The sequence below is a fragment of the Enhygromyxa salina genome (genome assembly GCF_002994635.1).
In the GTDB taxonomy this organism is placed as follows: Bacteria; Myxococcota_A; Polyangia; order Nannocystales; family Nannocystaceae; genus Plesiocystis; species Plesiocystis salina_B.
Genome location: NZ_PVNL01000079.1, coordinates 18,081 through 33,967 on the forward strand (window position 1 = coordinate 18,081; position 15,887 = coordinate 33,967).

At 66.4% G+C, this 15,887-nt stretch carries 15 protein-coding genes; 8 read left to right on the forward strand and 7 right to left on the reverse strand.

Features of this window, described 5'->3' with window-relative positions; translation table 11 throughout:
• Position 1: 1 nt before the first annotated feature.
• Positions 2–1,195: a type II toxin-antitoxin system HipA family toxin gene (locus ENSA7_RS20530; RefSeq protein WP_106091015.1), complete on the forward strand. Its 1,194-nt coding sequence runs from the start codon at positions 2–4 to the stop codon at positions 1,193–1,195.
• Between the two features lie 165 nt (positions 1,196–1,360).
• Here the strand turns inward: ENSA7_RS20530 and ENSA7_RS20535 are convergent, their stop codons facing one another.
• Positions 1,361–2,263, reverse strand: a complete 903-nt coding sequence (locus ENSA7_RS20535) for a GNAT family N-acetyltransferase (protein WP_106091016.1) — start codon at positions 2,261–2,263, stop codon at positions 1,361–1,363.
• A gap of 110 nt (positions 2,264–2,373) precedes the next feature.
• Between ENSA7_RS20535 and ENSA7_RS42375 the strand changes: the two genes are divergently transcribed.
• Together ENSA7_RS42375 and ENSA7_RS20550 are read left to right on the forward strand one after the other, a co-directional pair.
• Positions 2,374–3,312, forward strand: a complete 939-nt coding sequence (locus ENSA7_RS42375) for a glutathione S-transferase family protein (RefSeq protein ID WP_181233944.1) — start codon at positions 2,374–2,376, stop codon at positions 3,310–3,312.
• A 105-nt stretch (positions 3,313–3,417) separates the two neighbouring features.
• A complete protein-coding gene (locus tag ENSA7_RS20550; RefSeq protein WP_106091017.1) occupies positions 3,418–3,783 on the forward strand; it encodes a hypothetical protein in 366 nt (121 codons plus the stop codon).
• Positions 3,784–3,881: 98 nt separating this feature from the next.
• Here ENSA7_RS20550 and ENSA7_RS20555 read toward each other — a convergent pair whose 3' ends face one another.
• Together ENSA7_RS20555 and ENSA7_RS20560 are read right to left on the reverse strand one after the other, a co-directional pair.
• Positions 3,882–5,426 carry an NHL repeat-containing protein gene (locus ENSA7_RS20555; protein ID WP_106091018.1) on the reverse strand — a complete coding sequence of 515 codons (1,545 nt, stop codon included), beginning with the start codon at positions 5,424–5,426 and terminating at the stop codon, positions 3,882–3,884.
• 69 nt (positions 5,427–5,495) lie between these two features.
• On the reverse strand, positions 5,496–7,412 hold the full coding sequence (locus tag ENSA7_RS20560; protein ID WP_146157928.1) for a hypothetical protein: 1,917 nt from the start codon (positions 7,410–7,412) through the stop codon (positions 5,496–5,498).
• Between the two features lie 109 nt (positions 7,413–7,521).
• Between ENSA7_RS20560 and ENSA7_RS20565 the strand changes: the two genes are divergently transcribed.
• Positions 7,522–8,163: a helix-turn-helix transcriptional regulator gene (locus ENSA7_RS20565; RefSeq protein WP_106091020.1), complete on the forward strand. Its 642-nt coding sequence runs from the start codon at positions 7,522–7,524 to the stop codon at positions 8,161–8,163.
• A 29-nt stretch (positions 8,164–8,192) separates the two neighbouring features.
• Here the strand turns inward: ENSA7_RS20565 and ENSA7_RS20570 are convergent, their stop codons facing one another.
• Entirely contained in the window at positions 8,193–8,810 is a 618-nt protein-coding gene (locus ENSA7_RS20570) for a glutathione S-transferase family protein (RefSeq protein ID WP_106091021.1), read from the reverse strand.
• Positions 8,811–8,990: 180 nt separating this feature from the next.
• On the opposite strand from ENSA7_RS20570, the gene ENSA7_RS20575 reads away from it, so the two are divergent.
• The gene (locus ENSA7_RS20575) at positions 8,991–9,587 is read left to right on the forward strand and encodes a hypothetical protein (protein WP_106091022.1); all 597 of its coding nucleotides are present in this window, start codon (positions 8,991–8,993) and stop codon (positions 9,585–9,587) included.
• A gap of 10 nt (positions 9,588–9,597) precedes the next feature.
• Here the strand turns inward: ENSA7_RS20575 and ENSA7_RS20580 are convergent, their stop codons facing one another.
• Positions 9,598–10,299, reverse strand: coding sequence for a hypothetical protein (locus tag ENSA7_RS20580; RefSeq protein ID WP_146157929.1), 702 nt, complete (start codon positions 10,297–10,299; stop codon positions 9,598–9,600).
• 379 nt (positions 10,300–10,678) lie between these two features.
• Between ENSA7_RS20580 and ENSA7_RS20585 the strand changes: the two genes are divergently transcribed.
• Together ENSA7_RS20585 and ENSA7_RS20590 are read left to right on the forward strand one after the other, a co-directional pair.
• A complete protein-coding gene (locus ENSA7_RS20585) occupies positions 10,679–11,848 on the forward strand; it encodes an LLM class flavin-dependent oxidoreductase (protein WP_106091024.1) in 1,170 nt (389 codons plus the stop codon).
• A gap of 28 nt (positions 11,849–11,876) precedes the next feature.
• Positions 11,877–12,152 (forward strand): hypothetical protein, encoded by a 276-nt coding sequence (locus ENSA7_RS20590; RefSeq protein WP_106091025.1) that lies wholly within the window; start codon positions 11,877–11,879, stop codon positions 12,150–12,152.
• Positions 12,153–12,161: 9 nt separating this feature from the next.
• On the opposite strand, the gene ENSA7_RS20595 is transcribed toward ENSA7_RS20590, so the two are convergent.
• Together ENSA7_RS20595 and ENSA7_RS20600 are read right to left on the reverse strand one after the other, a co-directional pair.
• The gene (locus ENSA7_RS20595; RefSeq protein ID WP_181233945.1) at positions 12,162–13,595 is read right to left on the reverse strand and encodes a ribosomal protein L7/L12; all 1,434 of its coding nucleotides are present in this window, start codon (positions 13,593–13,595) and stop codon (positions 12,162–12,164) included.
• A 133-nt stretch (positions 13,596–13,728) separates the two neighbouring features.
• Positions 13,729–15,123 carry a hypothetical protein gene (locus tag ENSA7_RS20600; RefSeq protein WP_106091027.1) on the reverse strand — a complete coding sequence of 465 codons (1,395 nt, stop codon included), beginning with the start codon at positions 15,121–15,123 and terminating at the stop codon, positions 13,729–13,731.
• Between the two features lie 248 nt (positions 15,124–15,371).
• On the opposite strand from ENSA7_RS20600, the gene ENSA7_RS20605 reads away from it, so the two are divergent.
• Complete coding sequence (locus ENSA7_RS20605; RefSeq protein WP_106091028.1) at positions 15,372–15,683, forward strand: hypothetical protein; 312 nt, start codon at positions 15,372–15,374, stop codon at positions 15,681–15,683.
• The last annotated feature ends 204 nt before the right edge of the window (positions 15,684–15,887 follow it).

Here is a 15,887-nt window from a genome sequence, read left to right on the forward strand (position 1 = left end):
GATGCTGGCTGCGAGCGTATACGTGCATGGCCGCCGGGTCGGTTCCTTTCAGCGCATCGACGATACATGGCAAGACTACGTGTTTGGGTTCGCACCCGAGTGGCTCGACGATCCCGATCGCCCGGTTCTCGGGCAGGTCTTCCTCGATCATATGCCCGACGAGATAAAGACCTCGGGCATGTTTTGCTGGTTCGACCATTTGCTGCCGCAGGGCCCCTCGCGGCGCTTGTTTCAACGCGTGGCCGGACTCGACGAGGCCGACGCCGATCCTTTCGAGCTGCTCTTGGCGATTGGCGCCGACCTCCCGGGCGCTGTGACCCTCGCTCCATCGACACAATGGGTGTCCGACGCTGCGACTCGAAGTGTCCCCGCCAAGCCTCTGCTGAACGCCGCTGGGTTCTCGCTTCCGGGCGCGCAGCTCAAGCTCTCCCTTCGTGACGGCGAGGGTGGCCTCGTCGTTCCCGTCGGCGGTGAACAAGGTAGTTGGATCGCCAAGTTCGACGACCCACGGATGCCTGGTCTACCAACGCTCGAATTTTCGACGACTCAGTGGGCGGTGGCTGCCGGGATCCGAGCCCATCAGGCCCAATTGGTCTCGATCCAGGATTTCGCCAAACTGCCGGAGGCGCTCCCAACTGGGGACGGACAAGTGTTTCTAGCGTCACGCTTCGATCGAAGCGCAGAAGGTTCGATACATGTGGAAGACTTTGGCCAGATCTTCGACTTCCCCGCCGGCGCTGAGCAGTATCACGCGAGCTACGAGGCGCTCGCCAGTGTGCTGGCTGCGCTCGCGCGCGACGATCTTCGCGAGTATGTAGAGCGATTGGCGTTCATGATCGTCTCAGGCAACGGCGACGCCCATCTCAAGAACTGGGGTGTCATTTATAGCGACCGGCGAACGCCACGACTGAGCCCCGCCTATGATTTGGTTTCGACCATCGCCCGCCTACCGCGCGATGACCTTGCGCTCTCGCTTGGCGGAACACGAGATTTCCGGGCGATCGGGATCGAGTCGTTCGAGAACCTTGCCCGAGGTATTCATGTCGCTGCGACTGAGGTCCAGACGTGGGCGCGAGATGCCCGCGATCGCGCCCTCGAGACATGGCACAGTGAGGCCAAAAACCTCCCATTTCTCGCTAGTGAGCGCGAGAAAATCGACGCGCATATTCGACGCACGCCGTTTTGCCATAGCTGAGCGCTAGACGCACCCTAAGGCTGGGTGCCTTTGGGCACCCGCACGCTCTCGTCGGGAACCCAACGGAACACCACTCCACGAAGAACCTCAACGATTCCGACGGGATGCGTACCCAACCGCGCAATCATTACGGTCCTTCGCACCCCGTCGGTGACTTTAGCAGCCTCACGACACGCGGTGCAGCACCATCTCGAGCTGCACCGCGCTCATCGTCGCGCCGAGCGAGCGCAGACACCCGATCGTCACCCCCCGGTCCGCCCCATCATCGACGTTGAGCACATGCAGCGCGGGCCCGTGCACCCGCTGGTGACACGCACGGATGAGCTCAGTCGCCACGCCCTTGCGGCGGTGCTCGGGCGCGACCGCGATCTGCACGAGCTCGGCGGTCTCGGGCACGACCACCGCGTAGCCGCAGACCTCTTGCTGCCAGCGGGCCTCGAACACGACCCGCGACTTGCTGCGCTTGACCGTCCACGTGCTGCCCGTCCACGCCGGGGTCAGGCTCCAGAAGCTGGTCCACAGCTCGCCGCGCTCGGCCTCGGCGGCCGCAGCGGCGTCGCCCTCGTACACGTCGAAGCCCAGCCTCTCCTGAAACCGTTGCGGCCGGCTCAGTCGGGGGAGCTCGAAACAAAACAGGTGGCGCTCGGCGTCGAAGCCCAGCCGCTCGTAGGCCCGGCGCGCTCGCGCGTCGTCGATCCGGACCTCGAGCTGCATCTGGGTGACCTCGCGCCGATCCAGCGCCAGGCTCAGCCACTCGAACAAGGCCGAGAGCACGCCCTTGCCCTGCCAACCCTTGCGAACCGCCGACACGATCGCGTACGCGCCCATGTGCAGCGCCGGCCACTCGTCGACCGCGGTGATCGTCGCGCCGATCAGGCGGCCCTCGGAGAACGCCCCAAAGCTCGACGCCCAGTCGACCCCGCGCCGCTCGAGCATCGCCCCGAGCTGCGCCACCGATGGGCGGATCGGCGTCGGGTAGATCGCCGACGCGTCCAGGACCAGGTCATGAACCTGCGGCAACTCGCTGTCACGCAGCGTCCGAATCTCGACGGCCAGCGCCTTCGCCATGGGCCCAAAACATACCACTCATGGCCGTTGGACCGGGTTTTTGCCCCACGTCCACAGAACTCGCCAAACTCGGCGTCAGGCGGCCGCCGATCGGGGCTACAGTGTCGGGGTTGAGCTCCGCGAAGGCCAAGGTCGAAGGGGGCGAGCTGCTCGAGCTTCCCGGCATCGCCGCGCAGTCCAAGTCGGCGCCCACGCTGTATCACTTCCCGATCTCGCTCGGCTCGCAGCAGGTCCGCCTGGTCCTGGCCGAGAAGCAGGTCGCGTGGGACGGGCAGATCGTCAACACCGGGCCCGCGCTCGAGAACCTCGAGCCCTGGTACGCCAAGCTCAACCCCCAGCTCGTCGTGCCCACCTTGGTGGTGGGGACCACGATCGTCACGGGCGCCGTCCAGATCGTTGGCTTCGTCAACGAGCACTTCCCGGGCCCCGAGCTACTGCCCAGCGAGCCCGAGCAGCGCGACGAAGTGCTGCGGTGGATCGAGATCCAAGATCAGTTCCCGCTGCGCGAGCTCGGCTATGCGCGGACCAAGGGCATGGTCCGGTGGTTTCAGCGCTGGAGCCTCCGCCAGCAGCGCTCGCGCCTGCGCCGGTTGATCCGCAAGAACCCCGAGCTGCGCGACATCTACGAGGCCAAGCGCGCCGAGCTCGACGGCCTCGAGCGCGGCATTCACCACCGCATCGGCATGAGCGAGCTCGTCGACGAGGTCGAGGTCCTGCTCGACGAGATCGAGGTCACCCTCGAACAGCGCGAGTGGCTCGCCGGCCCCAACTACACCCTGGCCGACGCGATGTGGACGGCCGTGCTGTCCAAGCTCGAGCAGATCGGCTTCGCGCGATCGCTCCGCAGTCACCGCAGGCCGGAGGTCGCGCGCTGGTACGCGCAGCTGCGCGAACGCCCCAGCTGGGACTCGATGATCCGCCGACTCAGCGCCTGGCAAGTGCTGCGCTTCTACGGCCCGTCCGTGGCCAAGACCTTCCTGCTGTTCTGGGTGCTCAAGTGGATGATCGTGATCGGCCTGGGATGGCTGGTCGCGCATCTGCGCGGGTGACGAAGCTGTAGCCGCGGGCACGCGCGCGGCGTGTCCATTCTCCACATCCGGGGTGGGTCTGCGGTCGCATGTCTCGCCGAGCATGCTCTATGCTCTCGCGTTCCCATGAAACTCAGCAAGCTCTTCACGACCAGCCTGATCGCCCTTTGCCTGTCGATCCCCATGGCCGCCTGCGACGGTGGTGACGACGGTGACACCACCGACACCAACGCGACCAACGCCGAGGACGACACGACCGAGGACGGCGCGACGGAAGAAGAGACCGGGCCCAGCGGGGACACCACCTGCTCGGTCTACTGCGTCGCCTACATTCAGTTCTGCGCCGAGCCCGGGCTGTCCACGGAGTTCGCCAGCGATGCCGAGTGCAACGCCGCCTGCGAGATGTGGGACCAGGCGGGCAAGGACTGTCGCTACCAGCAGATCATCGACGGCGCCTGCGACCAAGCCGGCAACATGGGCTCGGCTTGCTAGTCGATGCATCTGAAGTTCCTGGCGGAACTTCAGATGCAGCGAACTAGCATCTAGATCTTGATGGAGGGGCTTCGCAGCCCCTTGGAGCCTCCCGCTCGCTACCGATTCTCCAACTCGATGGTCCCCACATCGCAGGTTCCCCCGCCGGGGGTCCCGGAGCAAGATTGCAGGCCGTGTTTCGTGAGGAACATGTTCCAGCTCTTGCCATCGAGATAGGCGACGCTGATGGTCCCAAACCGCGGCGTGTCTGCGACGGTGAAGCGGCCCTCGGCGTCGGTCGTGAGCTTGCCAAATACATCATCGCTGGTGGCGCAGGGCGTCTTGCCGCGGAAGGTCTGCGAGGAATGGGGCGAGTCCTTGCTGATGAGCAGCGAACACACCTCGATCGTCACGTCGGCCGCGGGCGTGCCGTCCTTGCCGACGACCTTGCCGGTCCTCGTGATCAGCTTGGAGTTCGTCCACTCGGGCAGCGCAGCGGGGCCGGAGCCCGAGACGACCACACGCTCGACCAGCGACGGGATCGGCTCGCCTTGGCCCGGGAGCAGGTTGATCACCGCGTCGTCGTCGATCACGTGGAGGCCATAGGCCGACCGCAGCCAGACCCGGCCGGCAGCGTCGACGTCGTAGTTGTCGTGGATGTCGTTGAGTGAGAACGGCAGGGCCCCCGGCTCGCGCGGGAGCGCCGTGGCCTCGCCGTTCGCGATTCGCATGACCTGCCTTCGCTCGGCGGCGAGCGCATAGAGCTTGCCGTCGGCGCCGAGCTGCAGGTTGGCGAGGCGACCAGGGCCCGAGTGCCCGTGGACCGTCTCGAGCTCGCCCTCGACCACGCGATGGACGGTCTTGCCGTCGAGCGACAGGCTGTGAACCACGCCGTCGACCACGAAGGGATCGGGGAGCAGGCTCGACGAGAGCTTGTTGAACCCATCGCCGGACACGGTGAAGGTTCCCGACTTCTTGCCCACGCCGCCGCTGATCGAGAACAGCGCGACCCCGTCGGCACCCACGGCTAGCTCGCCGCCGTGGTACCCGGTGATCGGCGGCTCGAGTGCCTTCCATTGCCCATCCGGCGATCGGACCGCGAGGTAGCGGGGCAAGCTGACGTAGAGCGTGCCGTCGGGCGCCAAGGCGGCGCTGCTGACCGAGGCGTTCTTGACCTCGACGCCCGTGAGGACCTCTTTCATGTCCCAGGTCTCCCAGCGGCTGCCGTCGTGGATGCCGACTGAGGTCGTCCCGGATGCGATCAACTTGCCGTCGTCGGTGAGCTGGTGCGGGCGCGAGACGTGGGTCTGTTTGGCGACGCCGAGATCCGTGACGGTGCCGTCGTAGCGGACCATCGAATTGGCGTAAGTGTAGAAGCCGCCCTGGGGCAGCTTGATCGGGTAGTCGTGCATGCGCGAGATCGGTGAGTTCTCGACGCGCTCGAACCCGCCGCTGCGCAACACCATCAAACCGCCGCGCTCGAGGGTCAGGTAGACCGTGGGGCCGTCGCTGGTTGGAGTTGCCGTCTTTGTGTCGCTCGCCGTGTCCGAAGACGGTGGGGAGTCGTCGCTGCGGGCTTCGGACGATGAGCTGCCGCGGTCGCAGGCAACCAGCGCGAGGGAGAGCGGGAGAGCGGAGAGGACCAACGAGCGAACGCGGCACATGGCGACGATGGGTAACACAGGTCCCGCAAGCACGCTGTGGCGCTCACCGCCCGTTCGAGTAGGGAGCGATCAGCCGGGGACCAGAACGAAGTTGCGCACGCTGAACTCGCTCGTGTACAGCCCGCTGCCAGCCCCGATCCCGACTCCAGCGTGGCTCTCGTCGATCGCCACAGCCTGGGACAAGAGCTGCTGACCGTCGAACCACAGGGTGACGCCGTCGAGCGCGACGTCGACACGAACGGGGACCCAGGCGCCATCGGTATAGGTGCTGGTGTTCACGCTCTGGCCGATCGTCATGTAGTCGCCGTCGCGCAGCGACACCTGGTTGGTCCAGATGTTGAGCTCGATCGCGTAGCCGCTGCCGTCGGCGATGAAGCCCAGGTTCTCGCGTGGCGGGATCTGGCTGGCGTAGGCCAAAGGGTCCTTGGCGAAGAACACGCTGATGCCGTCGGCGGCGGGATCGGCCCCGACGTGCTGCGACCGGTAGTCGAACTCGATCGAGTAGGGCAGCGCGAGGGTCTGATCGATGATCGCCGCGGTCCCGGTCCAGGCCACATTGTCACGCAAGACCGTGAGGGTCTCGCCGTCGATCGACGAGCAAAACGGGGGCTCGCCCGAGGAGTAGAACGCGAAGCGACCCTCGAACATGCGGTGGGTCGCGCGATCGATCGGGGGGTACACGGCCGCGGCCGCGACCACGCCGTCGATGTTCTCGAGCCCGTGGTGCTTGCAGATAGCCTCGAGGCTCGGGCTCGAGAAGGCCAGACGCTCGAGGATCCCGCCGCAGGTCGAGCCGGCCCCGAAGTCGGTGTCTGTGTAGAGGTTGACGTGCACGTCGCGGCCGAGCATGACCGAGGAGATCGATTGATCGGCGAGGTCCTGCGCCGTCTCGCCGCTGCACAGCTCGAAGGCCAAATCCGTGTAGCCTTCGCCAGCGTAGAACCCAGCGCAGTCATCCTTGGCGTAGTAGGTGCCGGGGTCGCCGGGGTACTTGGCCGTGGGCACCGAGCGCGCCGCGGGCAGCTCGTTGTCACGCCAGGTCTGGGCCATGTTGGCGTAGACCGGGTCGCCGAGCTGCAGCGTGCCGCCTTGCCCGAGCGCGGCCGCGTAGTCTTGCGCCGGCATGATCCCCTCGTCGACGTAGGCTTCGATCTGCGCGAGGGTGAGCGTGACCTCGGGGTTGGAGAAGAAGTTGACGTTGTTGCCACACATCATGGTGCCGCCGGTGAGGCCTGACGGGTTGGGCGAGCCGTCCTCGTCGTAGCCAGCCAGCGGGAAGCCAAAGTTGTAGTTGTCGGGGTCGCCCTCATTGCAGTGACTGCCGCCCATGCAGTGGCCAAACTCGTGGTTGATCGGCAAGAACTCGACCCAGTACGAGGAGACCGCGCCGCCGCCCCAGGCCGCCGGAGACTGACTCTCGGCGGTGCTACCAATTATCAGGAGCTTGTCGGCCCCGTAGGCTGCGCGGTAGCTCGACAGCCACCCGAGCGCCGCGTTGATGTTGAAGTCCGTCGGCCCCGGCCACGCCCCCGTCCGCTGGTAGTCGTCCTCGCTGAGCACGTGGTAGCCGAGCGAGCGGACCACGGAGCTGTCGACGAGGCTGCGCGCGAGGGCGGCGTTGAGGTCGTCGATGCGCCAGTCGAGGAATTCCTCGGGCGTCTGGCCCTGGTCGGCGATCTCCGCGACGGCGGCCTCGGTCAGCACAAACAGGGCGTCGATCATCGCGACGCCGTCGGGGTCGTACTCGGAGTAGACAAACGGGCCCAGGTCGCCGTCGCCGTCGCCGTCGCCAGTGGCCGGGTCGCCGTCGCCGTCGCCGTCGCCGTCGCCAGTGGCCGGGTCGCCGTCGCCGTCGCCGGTCGTGTCGCTCGCCTCGGTCCCGGCGTCGTCGCCCTCGAGCCCCGACCCATCGATGATCACGCAGGCCGCGAGCGGGACGCAGGCGAGGGCAGAGATGACAGCGCGGGGAAGCCGTAGGCTATGCATGGCTGACTGTAGCAGGTCGGAACACCGAGGTAGCGCCGTTGGCCATCGACGGGGCGTCACTCGAGACAGCCCAGTTGAACCGCGGACGTGTCAGCGGTATGTCAGCTGCGTGAAGCGTACGCAGCGTCTCTTCGCGCTCACCGAGTACCTGCGTGGTCGTCGGACCGGCGTCACCGCAGCGGCGCTTGCCGAGCGCTTCGGGGTGACGCTTCGCACCATCTATCGCGATCTGGATTCGCTCCGCGAAGCATCCTTGCCGCTGGCCGCCGAGCGCGGTCGCGGAGGTGGCTATGCGCTCGACAAGAGCTACAGCCTACCGCCGGTCAACTTCACCGCACGGGAGGCGGCTTTGTTGGTCGCGCTGGGACGCCACGCCATCGGCACTCGACTGATGCCCTTTACGGACACCCTCGAGTCTGCACTCGACAAGGTCCGCGCTGCCCTGACCGCTTCGGCCCAGCGTGAGCTGCTGACCCGCCTTGGGGAGCTGTCCTTTGTGGGCGTACCCGCGCTGCCCAGCGACCAGAAGGTCCGCGCGACCGTCGAGCGTGCCTGGTTCGAGCAGCAGCCGCTGCGGATCGTCTACGTCGACGGCAGCCATGTCGAGACGACCCGGCGCATCCGGATTCGCGCCGTCTTGATGGAGCGCCACGAGACGCGCCTGGATGCTGAGGATCTCGACGCGGGCGAGCGGCGTCACTTTCGACTCGACCGCATCACCCGCGCCACCATCCTGCCCGTGGCGCTCTAGCAGGCCGGGGAAAATCTCGGCGCGGCCTGCTAGGTCTCCGCCGCCATCAGCTTCTGGTTGGCGGGGCGCCCCGAGCAACGCCCGATCAAGGCTCCCAGCTGGGGAAACGGGGCAAAGTCGACCCCGCAGAAGCCGAACCATTGAAAGAACGACACGAGGTGAAAGTCCACCAGCGAGACCGTGTCCCCCAGCATGTACGTCCTGTCGCCGAGGTTCTCCTCCACCATCCCGATCAGGCGGTCGAGGTCTTTGCGGGCTTGTGCGCCGGCGGCCGCATTTCGCTGCTCCTGCGGGCCCTGCGTGTTGCCCAGCCAGCGTGACATCGCGCCGCCCAGGGTGACGTTGGCCCACACCAGCCACTTCAGCGCCTCGCCACGCGCGGGACCCGGCTTGGGGTAGAGACCCTTGTCCACGCCGAACGTCTCCCCGAGGTAGATCTGGATGGCCGCCGATTCGAAGATCGCCACGCCGTCATGCACCAGCACCGGCACGGCCATGTTGGGGTTGACCGGTCCAAGCTTGGTTTTCTTGTCGGCGTCGTCTTTGATGTCGACCTGCACGCCTTCGTACGGGATCTGGAGCTCCTCCAGGCTCCAGCGGACGGTGGAAGCGGTGGACATGGGGGCGAAGTAGAAGGTGATGCTCATTTGGTTTCCTGGGGTTGGGCGCGTCGGTGCGCCGGTTCGAGGGCCCTTCTCGCATGCCGGAGTGACAGCCTCATGTCAGCTTTGTTTGGGAAGTGTCAGCCCGGGTGTCACCATGCCGAGCGAAGGCGAGCCCGAGCTGGGTTGACCCCGAGCATCCCCGACGCGTAAGCGTCTTGCACAATGCGCAACCCTCTCAGCTACCTCGGTCTCCTGCTCCCCCTTTGCCTGGCGCTCGCGTGCGACAAGCCGGCAGACGACAAGAAGACCGACGAGAAGACGACCGACGACAAGAAGACCGCGGAAAAGAAAGAAGCCCCAGCCGAGCCCGAAAAGCCCGCCGAGCCCGAAGCCCCCGCCAAGCCAGACTTCGTGATGACCGAGCACGACCTCTCGACGATTGGCCCCGAGTGGGCCGGCTGGGTCGCCCAGGGCCCCAAATCCGCGAAGGTCATGGGTGATCTCGGCAAGGCCGCCCGAATTGCCGCCGGCAAGGACGGCTTCGACCTGATCTTCCTGCCCACGAAGACCGACTTCGCCGAGGTCAAGGCCATGCTCCAAAAGAGCGCCGAGGCCAACAAAACCAAGATCGAGTTCACGATCGACACCCCCGAGCTGCTCGAGTGGACCACCACCGGCGACGGCTGGGTCAGCTACAGCTTCCAGATGAACATGACCGCCGGCGAGCAAGAGATTACCTGCAAGAACCTCAACGGCAGCGAGTCACAGCTGCTCGTCGAGGTCCACAAGGGCCAGTGCGCGACCTTGGTCAAGAAGTAACAACCATTCGCTAGTTGGCCGCCGCCCCGCTGTCCGAGCCCGAGCCAGGGCTCGAGCTGAGCGTGGTGACGCTGACTTGCGCGACGCTGGAGTCGCTGACCTCGAGCACGACCTCGGCCGCCGGAACTGGCTCCCAACGCCCGTCGGGCAGGCCGACCCGACACAGACCGACCTCGAGCGTCAGCGTCTGACCTGGCTGCGTCACGTCCAGAACATTCTCGCCGTGACGACGCTCGAACACACGCGACTCGCCGCGCCGAACCACGGTGCTCCCATCGAAGCTCGCGTAACAGCCGTCGGCGAACCCGCCCGCCGATCCGCTGCGATCGGTGGTCTCGCCCGTGAGATTCGGCGCGGGCAACCCGGCTAGATCGAAGCCCGGACCCTCGGTGACCGTGACCACGACGCGCAGATCGAGGGCGTAGCCACCCTCGGTCCGCACCGGCGTCGCGTCGACCACGACGCTGAGACCCGGCGGCGGGCCGGTGAGCGGCTTCGGCTCTCGCGGCGAGTCGGCCTCGCTCGTCTCGCTCGCAGCCGGGGCAGGACTCCGCTCCACGGGCGCGCGGATCTCCGGGTCGGTGCCTGTGTCCGCGGTGGGCTGGGTGAGTGATGAAGTTGGCGTCGACGCGGGCGCACACGCGACCACGGATGCAATCGACGCGACCAGGGTGAGGCTCCTCGCAATTGTCTGCTCGCTACGCTTGCCCATGATCGGTGCCCCCAGTGTACCCTGTGATAGGGTGCCTATTCTATGCTGACACAAATACTCACACCCACCCCAGTCGCAGCCGGGCGGCTCTGTCGGCGATGAATGTCCAGTCCAAGGTATTCCATAACCGTGACAGCGTTGCCGTAGTTTCTGCACGTCTGAGAGGACCGACCAGACCCGAGCTGTGTCCACACTGCCGTCAGCTCGCGCCCGGGAATCCCGACCGAGCGCAACGCGATGCGCATCGAATTTGTATTGGCCTATACCAAAACGATCGCCATCCGCCCGGTCCGGCCCCGCTCGGTCTAAAATCCGCTTGACGCCGGGGCCCGACCCAGTGTCTCCTCTATCCAGTGTCTGATACACCACGGGCGCATTCATGAAGATTGATATATTTACCGAAATCCAGGACCCTCAACCATGGAGCGAGGATCACGAGCATCGACGAATTCAACAGACGCTCGAGCAGGCCAGGCTCGCTGACGAGCTGGGCTACGGCTGCTTTTGGCTGGTCGAGCACCACTGTGGCGGCGAGTTTAGTCTGTCGTCGGCGCCCGAGCTCATGCTCACGGCGATCGCCCAGCAGACCAAGAACATTCGCGTTGGCCACTCGGCAGTCCTCGCCCCCTATCGCTTCAACCATCCGATTCGCATTGCCGAGCGCGCGGCGTACCTCGACCACCTCAGCCAGGGTCGCGTCGAGTTCGGCATGGCCCGCTCGACCGTCCCCGAGTGGCGACTGTTCAACATACCCGCCAACGAGGCGCGCGAGCAGATGCAGCAGGCCTTCGAGATGGTCCCAAAGATGTGGACGCAGGATCACTTCTCGTACGAGAGCGAGCACTATCAGATCCGCGACGTCAGCGTCGTGCCCAAGCCCTATCAAAAGCCTCACCCGCCGCTGTGGCAGGCCTGCTCGAGCCTGACTTCCTTCGAGCAAGCTGGTCGCAACGGCGTCGGAGCGCTGGGCGTGACGTTGTGGGCTCCGCCCGCGCAGGTCAAGGAATGGATCGACATCTACCGCGCGGCGGTCCGGAGCACCCAGAGCCCCGTCGGCTCGTTCGTCAACGATCAGGTCGCCTTCTTCACCTTCGTTCACTGCGCCGAGACCGACGAGGAGGCGATGAAGAACGGCGCCGCGACGGCCGCGGCGTGGTACACGTCCATGGCCTTCACCTTCTTCGAGGCCCGAGAGGTCTTCATGCAGACCGCGGCCGAGGAGCAGGCGAAGATGCGGGATCTGGCCGGTGGCGGGCTCACCGGACAATTCCTGCGGGCCCGCGCTGACGCTCCGCCCAACCGTGCGCAGATCGTCATCGGTCGGATCATGGGCGGCGAGCAGGTCTCCGACGAGGAGGTCTTCGACGCGCTCAGCGAGCAGGACTCGCTGGTCGTCGGCAGCCCCGAGACCTGCCGGCGAAAGATGGAGGCCTATCGCGACCTCGGCGTCGATCGGCTGATGTGCTTTCAGCAGGTCGGTGGTCTTCCCCACGACAAGGTCATGAAGAGCATGCGACTCGTGGGCGAGATGATCGAGTCCTTCGAGTAGCCCCCCGCGTCTGTGGCGTGGGGCTCGCTTGTGGTCGTCCCAATCCCTGCCCAGGCCACCAGCTGAGATTGCGGAGCTGCGCGAGGGAGCGGGCTCCTTCAACGCCGACGCCGATGTCGCTGTTGTTGCTGAGGTCGAGGGAGGTGAGGCCGGACAGCTGCGCGAGCGCCTGCGCTGCCTCGACGCCGACGTTGAAGCCGAGCAGGCCCAGGGCGCGCAGGCTGTTGCAGCGGGCGAGTCGCTCCGCGGGTACGGGGCCGTCGACGTCCACGATGAAGACACGCTCCGGGTTCCAGCCTCCTGATCGATCACGTCAACCAGAAGGGCGATTCTGCCTTTCGAGCGTCGCCGCAGGCCCGAGCACCAAGTTGGGCACGCAGGTGTGCGCGTCGACGAGCAGCTTGTATGCGGCGGCCGTGAACGCCAGCGCTGACACGTCGACGCGCGCGAGCGGGCGCAGCTTCGCGGCGTCGACCAACGCTCGCGCCAGCTCGCTCGGCCACAGCTCGTCGTCGAGCTGACGCAGCGTCAGAGTCTCGAGCGAGGTGATCAACGGCAGCGCGAGCAGCTGCGCGAGCGGAGGTGGCCCGAACTCCTCGTCGCCATGAAATATGAGCGTGAGCCTACGCAGCCGCGGCAGCAAGCTGTGGCGCAGCGCCTCGACGGTGAGCTCGGGGGTCCACATCGTCATCGTTAGCTCGCGCAGCTTGGCCAGCCGGAACGGCGAGCTGATCTCACCAACCAACTCGACGCGCTCGAGGTTGGGCATCCGTGACCAGTCGAACCCGTCAGGTTTGCGGTGAAACCAGCCGTGGTCGAGCTCGCGCACACCACCGAGCAGCGCGGCGTCGCAGCTGCCGAGCACGGTCGTGTGGTCGTCGACCCGCGGACGGACCCTCAAGGCGCGCAAGCACGCGCAGATCGGCAGCCCAAGCAGCGCGGCGAGCCGCTCCATCCCCGTGTGGGGCGGCTCCGCGCTGGTATCGGCCGCGACGTCGAGGCCGATCACGAGGCCGCCCATCCACTGCAAACCGGTGAGGTGGACCGGGCCGAGCGGGCCAAACAAGTGGGCGTGATGCTCGACGAGCGCCGCTTCAAACGCCCGATCCAGGCGGTCGCGAGCGTCCGCCGACACGGCCTGGGCCCGGGCGAGATCCAGCGCGGCGACCAGGCCGCGTGGGTCACCCTCGCGCTGCAACCAGTCGGCGTGGACCTGCATCGCATCCCTGGGGTCGTCGGCGTCGCGGATCGCTTGCTCGAGCACAGGCGCGCGCGCGCTCGTGGCCGCGACGACCTCGAGTTCGTGCTCGGCGATGGCGAGGCCCCGCGCGGCCCAGCGCGCGTGCTCAGCCGCGATCGCCCGGTCGCGCTGGGCGAGGTCGGTGAAGGTCTGCCCGCGCTCGTGGGTCCACTCGCCGATGCGGCCCCGCGCCCACCCCAGCTCGAGCCCGTGGCAGCGCAGCCGAACGAGCGCCTGGCTGGCGCGCGCCCGGTGGTGTGGATCGAAGCCGATGCTGTACGTGGCCTCGGCGATCATCGCGAGCTGGCTGTCGGCTTCGACCTCGAAGCGCGCGACGAGCTCACGCGCGCGCTCGAGCTCCAGCCCGGTGGCGAACACCTGCTGCGCGTCGACGATCGCCTTGGCGGCCGCCAGCCCGAGCGAGGTCAGCTCGCGCACCAGCTTGATCGCGTTGATCTTGCGAGTCCCACCGAGGTAGCGCAGCGCGTAGGTTGCTCGTTCGTTCATACCAGAGGATGTCGCCGTCATGGACGGCGTGTTCTTTGAACACTGAGCGCTGGGCTTGCACTGAACGCTGCGCTTGGACGCCGTGGTCACGCTCGCCCAAGCGTATCGCAGCGAGCGACAGCTCGCGAGTCGCTCAGTACACCGGCTCACCATAGGCGAGGATGCGAGCGTTCAGAGCCGCGATCCCCAAAGCCTGGTGTCCAAAGAAGGCCAGGTTTTTGTGGGCCGGGTCGAGGTAGACGTCCTCGATCCGTTCTTGAACCCGGTCATCGTAGCGACCGAGAACCAGCCACTCGTGGAGGCGCCCGGTTGGTCCTCCGGCGTTGGGGATCGCGTAGGGGTTCGCCGGATCCCCGTTGAGCTCCGAGCTGGTCCCATCCACGTTGCGCGCGTAGGCCCCATCGAGGTCCGGCCGCCAGACCACGTCCAGGAGCGTCGAGATCAACGCCTCGATATGCGTGATGTCCCAGCCCTGGCCCACATCGTAGGCGTGGGCCCAAAACGAGACGATCGCCCCGGCGTGGCTGGTGTCCTGGATGTCGTATTCGGGCGGCCAGGAGCGAGACCAGAACAACGCGGATGGAGTCTCCGGGTTGACCTCGAGTTGGTCGGCGAGGTTGGCCCCGTCGCGATTGGGCATGCCCTCGAAGGAGATGGCGTTGAACACATCGAGGTACGCGGTCTCGCCGGTCAAGAGGTAGAGGTCGAGGCCGATCCGAGCCGGGTGGGATGCCATGTGGGTCTGGGAACGGTAGAAATTACCGATGCCGGCTTGCAGCCACTTGTCCCAGATGTGGGTCTGCGAGAAGGCCAAGAGCGCCTCGTACTGGCTTTGATAGTCGGCCATCGCTCGCAGCTGCGGGTTATCGTGGAGGACCACGATGATCGTCATCACGTGGCGCCAGTAGTAGGTCTCCCACAGCGGGACCCCATCGGGTCCGAGATTCGAGTCCCATCGCCGGTAGCCGTCTTCGTCGGTCATGGTGTCGGCGAGCGTGTTGTCGACGAGCTCGAGGGCGGTGTCGAGATACTCGAGCTCCCCGGTCGCACGCCACATCGAGGTCAGCCCATCGATGCAGTAGCTCAGGAAGTAGTACTCCTGCGCGTAGCCGGTGCTCGCGGCGCGGTCGATGCAGTCTTGGCCTTGTTCGCCGTCCCAGACCTCGTCGAACATCAGCTGGAACTCCTCGACCGTCATCGGGCAGTCCGGGCCCTCGCACAGGTCGAGCTCGCAGGTCAGCCCCTGCGCGTGGAAGCCCTCGTCACATACACAGGTGGCCTCTGCGCTCTGTTCGACGCAGACCCCGTTGCCGCAGTCGACGTCGTCGCAGGCACCGGTGTTCTGGCCGGTTTCGTCGCCGGTGTCATCGGGGGTGGTGGTGTCGCTGGTGTCGCTGGTGGTCGCGTCCGAAGTCGCGTCCGAAGTCGCGTCCGAAGTCGCGTCCGAAGTCGCGTCCGAAGTTCCAGTCGCGTCCTGTGCAGCGATGGGATCCGTCTGATGACAAGCGCTGCCCAACACCAAGATCATCGTCGCTATTTGACTTCGAACGACCGTGTGCACGCGTGACAGTTGGCACCTAGGTCACTGGTTGTCAACTGACCAGCGCGAGACAGACCACATTCATCACATGCCGTGTGCTCCCGATCATGTGGCCCCCGTCAGGGGAAAAGGTCGCGGAGGCGCGGCTCGTCACCGCGTGGGTGATTGCAGCGACGGTCCGCCGGCTCGAGGCCGCAGTGGTTCATTTGACCAGGGGACGAGCAAAGCAGGCGCCTGTGATCTGCTGGAACGCCAGCAATTCCTCGGCGCTGCGGACCTTCGGCATCGTCGGCGTCGATTGCTCGGGGGCGCCCCACTACGCCGACGTGGCCGGCACTGACCCCGAGTTTCAGAACAGCTTTGGCATCGGACCGGGCTGCGCGGGTATGACCAGCAACGGGTTCGAGGCTGCGGTCCCGCCAGGGCGCATCTGGACGGTGCTCGAGACACACGGGCCCGCGAGTGGCCAGCGCGCATGGTCGATCTGCGACGAGACCTTCGGCGGCGCGCTCGCGGAGATCGGCCAGGCGATCGCCGCGGAGTTCTGAGCGGCTCTCCGAACCCCGCTTCGCGCTTGGGCTCGGGCAACCCGGACAGATCAGCCTCGAGCATCCGGCCCCCGCGGGCGGCCTCGGCAGGGCTCGGACCGGGGCCGCGGGTTCGCAGCGCCAGCCAAGTCCAACTTCGGCGCCTCACCCGCTCAGGTGGGGCGGAAAGAACTTCGCGAGGGTTGCGCGTTGCGGACCGGACTG

Coding starts and splice junctions, on each gene's coding strand:
- ENSA7_RS20585 (WP_106091024.1), top strand. CDS start 10,679: ATGAAGATTGATATATTTACCGAAATCCAGGACCCTCAACCATGGAGC.
- ENSA7_RS20550 (WP_106091017.1), top strand. CDS start 3,418: ATGAAACTCAGCAAGCTCTTCACGACCAGCCTGATCGCCCTTTGCCTG.
- ENSA7_RS20555 (WP_106091018.1), bottom strand. CDS start 5,426: ATGTGCCGCGTTCGCTCGTTGGTCCTCTCCGCTCTCCCGCTCTCCCTC.
- ENSA7_RS20535 (WP_106091016.1), bottom strand. CDS start 2,263: ATGGCGAAGGCGCTGGCCGTCGAGATTCGGACGCTGCGTGACAGCGAG.
- ENSA7_RS20570 (WP_106091021.1), bottom strand. CDS start 8,810: ATGAGCATCACCTTCTACTTCGCCCCCATGTCCACCGCTTCCACCGTC.
- ENSA7_RS20560 (WP_146157928.1), bottom strand. CDS start 7,412: ATGCATAGCCTACGGCTTCCCCGCGCTGTCATCTCTGCCCTCGCCTGC.
- ENSA7_RS20580 (WP_146157929.1), bottom strand. CDS start 10,299: ATGGGCAAGCGTAGCGAGCAGACAATTGCGAGGAGCCTCACCCTGGTC.
- ENSA7_RS20595 (WP_181233945.1), bottom strand. CDS start 13,595: ATGAACGAACGAGCAACCTACGCGCTGCGCTACCTCGGTGGGACTCGC.
- ENSA7_RS20530 (WP_106091015.1), top strand. CDS start 2: ATGCTGGCTGCGAGCGTATACGTGCATGGCCGCCGGGTCGGTTCCTTT.
- ENSA7_RS20575 (WP_106091022.1), top strand. CDS start 8,991: ATGCGCAACCCTCTCAGCTACCTCGGTCTCCTGCTCCCCCTTTGCCTG.
- ENSA7_RS20600 (WP_106091027.1), bottom strand. CDS start 15,123: ATGATCTTGGTGTTGGGCAGCGCTTGTCATCAGACGGATCCCATCGCT.